Genomic DNA, 12,005 nt, shown 5'->3' on the forward strand with positions numbered 1-12,005 from the left:
AGGTAATCGGCACCTTTAGTGTGGTCTAAAGGTGCTGGCTGTTGCTGTATTGGAGTATTTCTTTGATAAAATGCTCAAAATCACTTAAACGATGGAAAATGACGTGGATGACAATATCCAGATTCAGTGCCTGATAGTCATGCACTGCAATATTTTTTAATCCCACCATTTTTTGCAAATTGTCAGACAGATCAGCAGTAATCATCTGGTTTGCAGCGAGAAGTGCGAAACTATCGCGGCTACTTTGTGGTATGCCTAGCTGCTTGATACGGATAAGATAATTAGCGATATCAATAGCGGCTTCGCAGGCGCGTTGTATATTCAGTATGACGGAATCTTGCTTGGTGAAGTTTTGACGAAACCCTTCCTCAGTATCGAATTCCTCACGAATACGACGTAGGCATCTTTGTATGGTGCTGCTTTTGTTAAGCAAGATATCTGTCATGCTTTTAGATCCTGATGAAAACTACGAATGATATCCGCGCGCTCTTTTTGCAGATGCTGGTACATCGAAAGTGTTGTCATTTCAAATTCCTCCGCTGCTGTTTCCGCATCATAAAGCAGCTTGCCGTTACGCACGATCTCCATTTTTAATACCGTTGAAGCCTGCAATAAATCGATAAGATCGACGTCATGACCCACTTCCTTTGCTAATTGATTAGATAGCTCCCAGCGTTCAACGGGATCCAGTGCTCTTGTAGCCATGATGGCGATATCAACGTCGCTGTCCGCTCTGGCATTGCCTGTAGCCTGGGAACCAAAGAGATAAATAATTTTGATGTCGGGCATCTGTTTTTTCAGTGTCAAAACGATCTTATCGAACATGTGATAGCCACCGCTTCTACGATTATCTTATTGTCTGACAGGATGGTTCGAACATCAATTTATTGCCAATCAAGGAAGGGGAGAAGTCATCTGCCCTTTATATTTCTCCTACTTCATCACACTTCAAAATCAGTCTGTGGTTCGTCATTTGGTGTGATGCGAACTTCCACAATACGGTGACTTTCTACCGCCAAAATAGTGAACTGATAACCATCGATTGATAAGGTATCACCCACCTGTGGAACCCGCTGCGCGTGTTCCATCAATAGCCCTGCCAACGTGTAGTATTCCCGCTTCTCATCCAGCGTCAACGGGACATACATCGCCAGGTCTTCCAGCGGAATATAGCCATTGACGATCCAACTGCCGTCGTCATTTTGCTGAATACTGTGGCGCGCATCCCGCTCTTCCCCTTCTCGCGGCAGGTTGCCCGCGATGGTTTCCATCACATCGCTTAATGTGACAATCCCTTCCATTGAACCAAACTCATCAACGACAAACGCAAAATGTGTTCTTCCTTCTCTAAACTGCTCCAGCGCTTGTAAAAGCGAAAGCTGTTCAGGAAAGACCAACGGCTGACGAATGAGAATACGCAGGTTAAACGGCTCGCGATTGAGCTGCTGCTGGAGTAAATCGGCAACATTGATGATGCCCAGTGGTTCATCAGAGGTATTGCTGTCGGTAACTACAAGTCGGGAATGCTGGTTGCTCGTTAACAGCTTAGCGAGTGCATCCTGAGTAATATCCAGCTCAACTGACTCGATATCATGTCGTGACGTCATGATGCTGCTGATGGTCCGCTGGGCCAGTCCCAATACCCGTTTTATCATGCGGCGTTCCTGAATATTGAAAACTTCCCTGCCTGCCCGAGTGTTGTCTGCAATCATTGACGAGGTTTGATTGTCCAGCTCGGCTTCTTCATGGTTGCCGCGCAGAATACGCAAAACCACCTCGGCGGTACGTTGGCGTAGTGGAACGGAAGAAGAAAGAAAGCGTCGACGGTTAAACAGGGACACCTGATTCAACATCTCAATCAATACCGAGAAACCTATCGCAGCGTAGAGATAGCCTTTAGGAATGTGGTAACCAAACGCGTCCGCCACCAGGCTGAATCCAATCATTAGCAGGAAGCTGAGGCATAGGATAACGATGGTCGGGTGCTCAGCGACAAAGCGGGTCAGCGGTTTACTGGCTAGCAACATCAGGAAGATGGCAATCGTCACGGCGGACATCATGACCAGCAGATGGTCGGTCATGCCGACGGCGGTAATCACGGAATCCAGAGAGAATATGGCATCCAGTACCACAATCTGGGCGACTACCGGCCAGAAACGCGCACCTTTACGCTGAGCCTGCTGCTCCTCATCTTTTCCTTCGAGTCGCTCATTGAGCTCCATGGTGGCTTTAAAAAGTAGAAATAACCCACCAACCAGCATGATGACATCACGAGCGCTGAATGCGTGCTCAAGGAACGTGAATAGAGGGGTAGTCAACGATACCAGCCAGGAAATGGACGTCAGCAAGCCCAGCCGCATAATCAGGGCAAGTAACAGACCGACGACTCTGGCTTTATCGCGTTGCTCTTTTGGGAGTTTCTCAGCCAGAATGGCGATGAAGATAAGATTATCAATGCCCAGAACCAGTTCCAGGACAACCAGCGTGGCCAACCCGGCCCATATCGTTGGATCAGCGATCCACTCCATAGCTATTTTTTCACCTTTAAATGAACATAACCTTGATAGCGTATCAGGGCGTGAACAGATGAACCAGAATTTGCAGGGATATTCTTTAGTAAGCGGTGCTGTGCGCAGAGATTATGACGTATTTTTGTCCGTTTTTTATATTCAGAATGTCAGATTAAGGTTAGCTAATGTTAAAAAAATCCCATTATCGATCTTAAACAAAATTTTATGCTGTATAACGGGGATACAGGTCGTAACATTTGATCGTGCCATGTATCCGAGCATAGAATACTGCGCTGCTGCTAATCTCCACACATCATGTGGTTTTACATCTCGAGCAGCCGTTTTTATGGCTGAAACAGGCTGAGTTTATTCTTTTAGTTGGTTTTTTATACTTATGGAGGTTGTGCCACAATGGATGTTCATAGTCTTATTCCTAAAAACCCCGCCCTAAACATCTTGTTCTTGTGCTCCCACTTGAGTGGTCAATACTATGTTAGTTCTTTGGGCTAAGTAGACCGCTTCACACTGAGGATATGGTTTACCTAATGTATCTATTGTCACAAGGGTATCCGGTTGGCGGTATACTCTATCTGTACAATAAAAATCATAACATATACGTAACTCAACGCTTTAAAATTTAAACCCCAGGACAGGGGCTGTACTTTGATAGTGCATTGGTAGCTACAAGCCAAGGGCGGTAGCGTGCCTAAAGCAAAACTCAATATGGGCTATGTACGATGGTGCAGGTATGCAAGAGTCTAGTCTCATCTTTATAAGCGCTTTTGCTTCACTTTTTTGGGCAAGAAAGGTGGCGGTTAGAATTGGATTGGTAGATAAGCCTAATGTCCGTAAAAAACATCAGGGTAATATCCCATTAGTTGGTGGTGTATCGATTTATCTGGCGTTGTGTGTCCTCTATACGCTTCAAGCTAATTTATTGCCTCATTTTTTTCTATACATGGTGTGTTCAACAGCGCTGCTGGTTGTAGGCATGTTCGATGATCGTTTTGATTTGCCTGTGTTGTCGCGAATTGGACTACAAGCGTGCGTTGCTATCGCAATGATGTCTACAGGATTGTTTATTTCCTCTTTAGGAAATATTTTCTTTAAAGATGAGATTCTTTTAGGCGCATTTGGCTATATAGTCACACTTTTTGCGGTTCTGGGATCTATCAATGCTTTCAATATGGTGGATGGCATGGATGGACTACTAAGCGGTCTTTCTTTTGTCACGCTTAGCGCTCTGGTTATCGCTTTTTATCTTGGGGGAAACAATGAACTTGCTCGCTGGAGTTTGTGTTTTCTGGTGGCAACGTTGCCTTATGCTTTGTTAAATTCGGGTATGTTGCTAGGGAAAAAATTCAAAGTCTTTATGGGTGATGCGGGCAGTACGCTGATCGGATTTTCTGTCATATGGTTACTGCTCTTGGCGACCCAAGGAGAAGGACGCGTAATCCAACCTGTGACTGCACTATGGCTGATTGCTGTTCCCCTTATGGATATGGTTGCCGTAATGATGCGGCGTTTTGCAAGAGGCGGCAATCCTTTCAAAGCCGATCGAGAACATTTGCATCACGTATTGCTCCGTTCAGGATTTACGCAGAGCCAAACGTTGGCAGTGATTGTGACTATCGCTACTTTATTTGCAACAATTGGCATCATTTGCGAGCGTAACAACATAAGTGAGTCTATTATGCTAAGCGTCTTTTTGCTGATGTTCTCTGGCTATATAGCGGCAATAACCTCTCTGATACGAGTGCTCGCATGGTTTCGTCGCTTTCTCGCTGTGGATAAGCAATAGCAGCATTGAAGTGTTGCTAAAGAGGGATTTACCCTTATTTTATACGTTAGATCTTGAGTTCATCTGAATAGTTTTTCTCTATAATTACTGACTATTTTGTGGAAATCTGAACAATTTTCTATTAAGAGCGATGGCATAGACAGGATGATAAAGCACAAACGAAAATTGATGCCCTTAATGGTATCGGTAGCGTTACTCAGTGGTTGTACTCTGGTTCCTGGTTCCCACCTTTCTACTAGCGGTAAAAATGTGGTCGAGCAGCAAGATGCGGATTTCAATATCGACAAATTGGTCAATGTTTACCCGTTAACACCTTATTTAGTCGAAAAAATGCGCCCTAAGCCGCTGATAGCACAGACTAACCCTGCTCTAGAGAAAGAATTGCAGGGCTATGAATATCGCATCGGTATTGGTGATGTCATCATGGTGACGGTGTGGGATCACCCCGAGTTGACGACGCCAGCAGGGACATACCGCACCGCGGCGGATACCGGTAACTGGGTGCATTCCGATGGTACGATCTTTTATCCCTACATCGGCAAGGTGAGCGTTGCTGGTAAAACGGTCACCGAAGTTCGCGATCAGATCATGGGTCGCTTAGCACAATATATTGAGTCTCCTCAGGTTGATGTGAGCATTGCGGCTTTCCGCTCCCAAAAGGCATATGTAACGGGTGAAGTGGCGACATCGGGGCAACAGCCGATTACCAACGTACCGCTAACGGTACTGGACGCCATTAACAAAGCGGGTGGGCTAACAGAAAATGCCGACTGGCGCAACATTGTGTTGACTCACAATGGCAAAGAACAGCGGCTCTCCCTTCAGGCACTGATGCAAAACGGTGACCTTTCGCAAAACCATCTCCTTTATCCTGGCGATATCCTCTATATTCCCCGCAATGACGATCTAAAAGTGTTTGTGATGGGGGAAGTCAAAAAACAAAGTACACTCAAAATGGATCGCAGCGGCATGACGTTGACCGAAGCGTTAGGTAATGCCGAGGGGATGGATCAAACCTTTTCTGATGCCACGGGGATTTTTGTGATCCGCTCGCTGCGAGGGACGCAAGGTCCGAAACTGGCAGACATCTACCAGCTTAATGCCAAAGATGCCACTGCGATGGTGATGGGCACGGAGTTCCGGCTACAGCCGTATGACATTGTTTATGTTACCACGGCACCGATCGTCCGTTGGAACCGTGTTATCGGCCAGCTTGTACCGACGATTTCCGGCTTTAACGAATTAACCGAAGGAACGTTGCGTGTTCGTAACTGGCCATAGAGATCACTATGTTTGATTCAATTTTGGTGGTGTGTGTGGGGAATATCTGCCGTTCTCCAACCGGAGAGCGGTTGTTGAAACAGGCTCTGCCAGCAAAAAAAATAGCCTCGGCAGGGTTAGGTGCTTTGGTAGGAAAGCCCGCAGATGGAATGGCAACTGAGGTGGCAAGCGATCACCATCTTTCTCTCGAAGGGCATGAGGCGCAACAGTTAACCTCGGCCTTATGTCGCAAGTACGATCTGATTCTGGTGATGGAGAAAGGCCACATTGACGGAGTCAGCCGTATTGCGCCAGAAGTGCGAGGTAAAACCATGCTATTTGGTCACTGGCTGAATCAGCAGGAAATTGCTGACCCTTATCGTAAAAGCCGCGAAGCATTTGAATTCGTTTACTCACAACTTGAGCAGTCTGCGCAAAAATGGGCGCAGGCATTGAATCGTTAATCATCAGAGAATCCGATGACAGAGAAAACTTCAGTAAAAGTATCTGAAACCCATTCAGATGAGATCGATTTAGGGCGTTTATTAGGAACATTGCTGGATAACCGCTGGTTGATTATTGCAGTAACAGCATTATTTACTATTATCGGTATTTTCTATGCTGTACTTGCAACACCAGTATACAAAACTGATGCGCTCATTCAGGTTGAGCAGAGTCAGGGGAATTCACTATTAAATGATATTTCTAGTATGTTGCCGGACTCTAAGCCGAAATCCGATGCTGAGATAGAACTCATTAAATCTCGTATGGTTATCGGAAAAACTGTCAATGACCTAGCATTGGATATTGATGTCCGACAACAATATGTTCCGATCATCGGCAAAGGTTTGGCTAGATTAACAGGTGAAGAACCCGCAAAAATAGCGGTTTCTCGCTTGGATGTACCGGACAGTTGGCAGGATCAAGAATTCACTGTGACGGTTCTTGACGGCAAACAATACTCCGTTGAGGCTGGGGATTCGTTAACTTTTACGGGCACAGTAGGGCAACTCGAGACGCATAACAGTGTTACGTTGCTGATTAGTGATATTGCGGCTAAACCTGGTACTGTTTTCAACATTAAGAAACTCAATCAATTGACAGCTGTTAACAACGTATTGGATCAGTTAGTCGTCGTGGATAAAGGCAAAGATACGGGAGTTCTTGAGTTAAGTCTTGAAGGTGAAGATCCTGTATTGACAAATAAAACGTTGAGTAGCATTAGCCAGAACTATCTTCAGCAAAATGTAGAACGTAAATCTGAGGAAGCAGGGAAAAGCCTGGAGTTTCTGAAAGAACAACTGCCGAATGTGCGGACCTCACTGAATGAGGCGGAAAATAAGCTTAATCAGTTTCGCCAACAGAATGAGTCGGTCGATCTTTCTTTGGAAGCGAAAGCGGTACTGGATACTACGGTAGCGGTTGAAGCGCAGTTGAATGAACTGACGTTTAAAGAAGCTGAAATTTCGAAGCTGTATACCCGTGAGCACCCCGCTTACCGCGCCTTAATGGAAAAGCGCAAAACGCTGGAACAGGAACGGGATAAGCTTAATAAACGTGTCGGGGCGATGCCTAAAACTCAGCAGGAAATTTTGCGTTTAACACGGGATGTGCAGGCAGGGCAGGAAGTATATATGCAACTGCTAAACAAACAGCAGGAGCTTAGCATTAACAAAGCCAGTACGGTGGGTAACGTCCGAATTGTCGACAATGCGGTGATTCAACCTAAGCCGGTGAAGCCGAAAAAAATGCTGATTGTGTTAATCGCAATGTTTCTGGGGGGAGTGGTATCAACCGCTTTTGTCATACTAAAAACGCTGTTACATAAAGGCATCGAAAGCCCTGAGCAATTGGAAGAATTAGGCATTAACGTCTATGCCAGCGTACCACTTTCTGAATGGCAACAGAAAAAAGACCGGGCGTTATTGGGTAAAAAAAGCAAGAAAGTCAATACGCGTGCAACGGATTTATTGGCTGTGGGCAACCCCACCGATCTGGCAATTGAAGCGATTAGAAGCCTGCGTACCAGCTTGCATTTCGCCATGATGGAAGCCAAAAATAATGTGTTGATGATATCTGGCGCTAGCCCAGCAATAGGGAAAACGTTCGTTAGCGCTAACCTCGGCGCGGTTATCGCCCAGTCTGGGCAGCGGGTGCTGATTGTTGACTGTGATATGCGCAAAGGGTACGCCCATGAACTGATGGGGACTCATGGGACGGATGGCTTGTCGGATATTCTATCGGGTCAGTGTGGTGTAGAAAAAAGCGCACGCAAAACCGCTGTGGAGAATATGGACTTTATTCCTCGTGGACAGGTTCCACCGAATCCCTCTGAACTCTTGATGCACAATCGTTTTGTCGAATTTATTAAATGGGCAGGCGAACACTACGATCTGGTGCTGTTGGATACACCGCCGATTCTGGCTGTGACGGATGCCGCTATTATCAGCCGCCATGCAGGTACATCTTTGTTAGTGGCGCGTTTTGAAATGAATACTCTGAAAGAAATTGAAGTAGCTATTCGTCGGTTTGAGCAGAATGGTACAGAAATTAGAGGGGTTATTCTGAATGCTGTAATGAAGAGAGCAGCAAGTTATTATGGGTATGGTAATTACGACTATTATACCTACGAATATAAATCAAAATAACGCTCTAAAATTCCGGTTTGCCATTGTGAATGGCAAACCGGAATATATATATTTCTAAATTTACCTCTGAGTCTTAATAAATATAATCACCATATTATCTTTATCAATAACCTTCTCATGAAAATTATTTTTATTATACTATAAATATAAATCCTTGACTTTTTATGTTACTTATTCTTTTTTAATAAAAACACAAGTGTCTATATTAATTGTGTGGATATTTATGGTTTTTATAAATCCATTTGGGGTATTAATTTAATGAATTTACGAGCTGTTTTTAGAAAAAACAATTTTGTAAAATTGTCTTTAGCGTTGTCTGATTTCTTGTTTTTTAATTTGGCATTGTTATTTACGCTATGCATGATTTATTTACTTGGATATGATGTTTATTCGTTTATCCCTGCATCTGAATTGCCAGCAAGATTTTTATCACATATAACGTTGTCATTCTTATGTGTTGGCTGGTTTTGGATAAGATTGCGGCACTATACATACAGAAAACCTTTCTGGTTTGAATTAAAAGAAATTATCAGAACATTAATCATTTTTGCAATTTTTGACTTAGCGCTAGTTGCATTTTCAAAATGGCAATTTTCTCGTTATGTCTGGTGTATTACTTGGTTGCTGGCAATTACGTTGGCACCAATTGGACGTGTGATTGTAAAAAGAATTTTAGATAAGGTTAATCTTTGGAAGAAACATACTATCATTATTGGTTCAGGGAAAAATGCCAGAGATGCATATGCCGCTCTCCAAAGTGAAGAGGTTTTAGGATTTTCTATTGGAGCCTTTTATTCAACTACCGCTATTGATAATGCCGTAGGTATATCCGGTGTACCGATTATCAATACTGAAGAAGAACTCTGGTTGCAAAGTTGCCCTAACGATACGCAGTTTATTGTCGCTTTGGAATTTGAGGAACATGCTTTGAGAGATTTTTGGTTGAAAAATCTCGCTAAGCATAATTGTCGTTCGATCTCTGTTATTCCGACATTGCGTGGCGTTCCTTTATATGGAACTGATATGTCATTTATATTTAGCCATGAAGTTATGATCCTGCGGGTAAGTAATAGTTTAGCAAAAAGAACTTCGCGTTTTATTAAAAGGACTTTTGATATTCTTGGTGCCTTGGCAATTGTTACTTTACTTTCTCCTGTTTTAATATCCCTATTTTATTTGGTTTTCAAAGATGGTGGCAATGCCATTTACGGACATGAGCGTGTGGGGCGAAATGGGAAAAAATTCAAATGTCTTAAGTTCCGTTCTATGGTGATAAACTCTCAAGAGGTACTCAATGAATTATTGAAAAATAATCCGGAAGCGAGAGCTGAATGGGAAAAAGATTTTAAGCTTAAAGATGATCCTAGAATAACAAAAGTTGGTCAATTTATAAGAAAAACCAGTCTTGATGAGCTACCACAACTTCTTAATGTCCTTAAAGGGGAAATGAGTCTGGTTGGACCAAGACCTATCATTGAAGATGAGTTAGATAAATATGCCGGGGATGTCGATTATTATTTAATGGCTAAGCCGGGTATGACAGGACTATGGCAAGTTAGCGGTCGAAACGATGTCGATTATGACACCCGAGTGTATTTTGACTCATGGTATGTTAAAAATTGGTCATTATGGAATGATATTGCCATCCTTTTTAAAACTGTCAGCGTTGTATTAAAGAGAGATGGAGCCTATTAATAGAGTTATGTCTTATAATCGGTCTGTCGCAAATTTGTATTTATTAATTAGTGAAAAATATGAAATATTTTATAGCCATTCCAACTTATAATGGTGGTGACGTTTGGAAAGATGCAGCTGAAAGCTTAAAGCGTCATGGGCCTGATGGCTTGGATGTTCAGGTGATAGACTCTGGTAGTAACGATGCAACTATTCAGGTGGCAAATAACTTAGGCTTTAATATTATTAATATTAATGCCACTGACTTTAATCACGGAGGAACACGTAACCAATTAGTTTATGCTAATGGTGACTCCGATGTGGTTATATTCTTAACTCAGGATGCAATCCCCGAGCCAGATTATATTGAGCATATTCTCTCATCTTTTAGCGATCCTGATGTAGTCTGCGCTTATGGCAGACAATTACCCCACAGGGATGCAAACCCAATCGCTCAACATGCTAGATATTTTAATTACCCAGAAAAAAATCATATTTGCAGTTTTAATGATACTGCAAGAATGGGTTTGAAAACTGTTTTTATGTCTAATTCCTTTTCTGCCTATCGCATCAATATATTTAGAGAATTAGGTGGTTTTCCTTCAAACACGATTCTATGTGAAGACATGTTCTTTACGGCTAAATCTGTTTTGGCTGGGTATAAAGTAGCTTATGTTTCAGATGCCATAGTGAGACACTCCCATAACTACAGCCCATTAGACGAATTTAAGCGTTATTTTGATATTGGTGTCTTCCACGCTGATGAGCCTTGGATTAGAGAGAAATTTGGAGGAGCCAGTGGAGAAGGTAAAAAATTTATACTTTCGGAGCTGAAATTTCTCTTGAAACGAAATTTTTTATATATTCCTTTAGCTTTCTTGAATAATTTTATGAAAATTTCAGGTTATAAATTAGGTCAGAACTATAAACGTATTCCATATGCATTAGTTAAATTATTTAGTATGCATAAGCGTTATTGGAATTGACCCTATCTATAAAATTTAGTATCGAACTATTAATATTACGAGGATAGTATGAAAATCATAGTGACTGGCGGGGCGGGCTTCATAGGGTCAGCCGTTGTTCGCTATATTATTAACCATACCAATGATGAAATATTGGTCGTGGACAGCCTTACCTATGCAGGGAATCTTGAATCATTAAAATCAGTTGCTGATAATGTGCGTTTCAAATTTGAACAAATAAATATTTGCGATCATAAAGAATTAAACCGTGTTTTTAATGCATTTAAGCCAAATGCCGTTATGCATCTGGCCGCTGAAAGCCACGTTGACCGTTCCATTGACGGGCCTACTGCGTTTATTGAAACCAATATCGTCGGTACCTATACTTTACTGGAGGCTACCCGCCAGTATTGGAACACATTGAGTGCTGATGCTAAAAAAGCATTCCGCTTCCATCATATTTCTACAGATGAAGTGTATGGCGATCTTCATGGTACTGATGATCTCTTTACCGAAACGACCCCATATTCCCCAAGCAGTCCTTATTCCGTGTCTAAGGCTTCCAGCGATCATCTGGTCCGCGCTTGGTTGCGCACCTATGGTTTGCCGACCATAGTAACCAATTGTTCCAACAACTATGGCCCTTATCACTTCCCAGAAAAACTGATCCCGTTAATTATTCTTAATGCGCTGGAAGGTAAACCATTACCAGTATATGGCAATGGTGCTCAGATTCGTGATTGGCTGTATGTAGAAGATCACGCTTGCGCATTGTATAAAGTAGTAACTGAAGGGGAAGTAGGAGAGAGCTACAATATTGGTGGACATAATGAGCGGAAAAATATTGAAGTAGTACAAACTATTTGCCGCTTGTTAGATGAAATGGTGCCAAATAAATTTACTGATATTGATAAATATGAAGAGCTAATTAGTTACGTTATTGATCGTCCCGGCCATGATATGCGCTACGCGATAGATGCTGGGAAAATATACCGCAAATTAGGCTGGAAACCACAGGAAACTTTTGAGAGTGGTATCCGAAAAACGGTGCAGTGGTATTTAGAAAATGAAGAATGGTGGCGCCGTGTTAAAGATGGTTCCTATGCGGGTGAGCGCTTGGGTATAACGAACTAATTTAGAGGATATA

10 protein-coding genes are annotated in these 12,005 nt (G+C 42.8%); 7 read left to right on the top strand and 3 right to left on the bottom strand.

All coding sequences use genetic code 11. The features are described from left to right. Positions 1–25: 25 nt before the first annotated feature. The 3 genes from hepT to AACH44_RS06460 form a co-directional block, all read right to left on the bottom strand. Positions 26–445, bottom strand: a complete 420-nt coding sequence (gene hepT, locus AACH44_RS06450; RefSeq protein ID WP_261848912.1) for a type VII toxin-antitoxin system HepT family RNase toxin — start codon at positions 443–445, stop codon at positions 26–28. After that, positions 442–825, bottom strand: coding sequence for a type VII toxin-antitoxin system MntA family adenylyltransferase antitoxin (gene mntA, locus AACH44_RS06455; protein WP_261848913.1), 384 nt, complete (start codon positions 823–825; stop codon positions 442–444). The genes hepT and mntA overlap by 4 nt, the downstream gene beginning before the upstream one ends. Positions 826–941: 116 nt before the next feature. Continuing rightward, positions 942–2,528: a TerC family protein gene (locus AACH44_RS06460; RefSeq protein WP_261848914.1), complete on the bottom strand. Its 1,587-nt coding sequence runs from the start codon at positions 2,526–2,528 to the stop codon at positions 942–944. A gap of 730 nt (positions 2,529–3,258) precedes the next feature. Between AACH44_RS06460 and wecA the strand changes: the two genes are divergently transcribed. From wecA to rfbB, 7 genes are all read left to right on the top strand, one after another. Further along, complete coding sequence (wecA, locus tag AACH44_RS06465; protein ID WP_261848915.1) at positions 3,259–4,311, top strand: UDP-N-acetylglucosamine--undecaprenyl-phosphate N-acetylglucosaminephosphotransferase; 1,053 nt, start codon at positions 3,259–3,261, stop codon at positions 4,309–4,311. A 144-nt stretch (positions 4,312–4,455) separates the two neighbouring features. Then, a complete protein-coding gene (locus AACH44_RS06470; RefSeq protein WP_261848916.1) occupies positions 4,456–5,592 on the top strand; it encodes a polysaccharide export protein in 1,137 nt (378 codons plus the stop codon). An 8-nt stretch (positions 5,593–5,600) separates the two neighbouring features. Next, entirely contained in the window at positions 5,601–6,035 is a 435-nt protein-coding gene (locus AACH44_RS06475) for a protein tyrosine phosphatase (protein ID WP_261848917.1), read from the top strand. A gap of 15 nt (positions 6,036–6,050) precedes the next feature. Beyond that, positions 6,051–8,219, top strand: a complete 2,169-nt coding sequence (gene wzc, locus AACH44_RS06480) for a tyrosine-protein kinase Wzc (protein WP_261848918.1) — start codon at positions 6,051–6,053, stop codon at positions 8,217–8,219. 258 nt (positions 8,220–8,477) lie between these two features. Continuing rightward, complete coding sequence (gene wbaP / locus AACH44_RS06485; RefSeq protein ID WP_261848919.1) at positions 8,478–9,914, top strand: undecaprenyl-phosphate galactose phosphotransferase WbaP; 1,437 nt, start codon at positions 8,478–8,480, stop codon at positions 9,912–9,914. Positions 9,915–9,973: 59 nt separating this feature from the next. Continuing rightward, complete coding sequence (locus AACH44_RS06490; RefSeq protein WP_261848920.1) at positions 9,974–10,879, top strand: glycosyltransferase; 906 nt, start codon at positions 9,974–9,976, stop codon at positions 10,877–10,879. A 48-nt stretch (positions 10,880–10,927) separates the two neighbouring features. Then, a complete protein-coding gene (rfbB, locus tag AACH44_RS06495) occupies positions 10,928–11,992 on the top strand; it encodes a dTDP-glucose 4,6-dehydratase (RefSeq protein WP_261848921.1) in 1,065 nt (354 codons plus the stop codon). Positions 11,993–12,005 lie beyond the last annotated feature (13 nt).

It is taken from the genome of Pectobacterium araliae (assembly GCF_037076465.1).
Lineage (GTDB): Bacteria > Pseudomonadota > Gammaproteobacteria > Enterobacterales > Enterobacteriaceae > Pectobacterium > Pectobacterium araliae.

Bases quoted from the DNA above. Each gene is read 5' to 3' on its own strand.
- rfbB (WP_261848921.1), top strand. From the start codon at position 10,928: ATGAAAATCATAGTGACTGGCGGGGCGGGCTTCATAGGGTCAGCCGTT.
- AACH44_RS06475 (WP_261848917.1), top strand. From the start codon at position 5,601: ATGTTTGATTCAATTTTGGTGGTGTGTGTGGGGAATATCTGCCGTTCT.
- wbaP (WP_261848919.1), top strand. From the start codon at position 8,478: ATGAATTTACGAGCTGTTTTTAGAAAAAACAATTTTGTAAAATTGTCT.
- AACH44_RS06460 (WP_261848914.1), bottom strand. From the start codon at position 2,528: ATGGAGTGGATCGCTGATCCAACGATATGGGCCGGGTTGGCCACGCTG.
- wecA (WP_261848915.1), top strand. From the start codon at position 3,259: ATGCAAGAGTCTAGTCTCATCTTTATAAGCGCTTTTGCTTCACTTTTT.
- mntA (WP_261848913.1), bottom strand. From the start codon at position 825: ATGTTCGATAAGATCGTTTTGACACTGAAAAAACAGATGCCCGACATC.
- AACH44_RS06490 (WP_261848920.1), top strand. From the start codon at position 9,974: ATGAAATATTTTATAGCCATTCCAACTTATAATGGTGGTGACGTTTGG.
- hepT (WP_261848912.1), bottom strand. From the start codon at position 445: ATGACAGATATCTTGCTTAACAAAAGCAGCACCATACAAAGATGCCTA.
- wzc (WP_261848918.1), top strand. From the start codon at position 6,051: ATGACAGAGAAAACTTCAGTAAAAGTATCTGAAACCCATTCAGATGAG.
- AACH44_RS06470 (WP_261848916.1), top strand. From the start codon at position 4,456: ATGATAAAGCACAAACGAAAATTGATGCCCTTAATGGTATCGGTAGCG.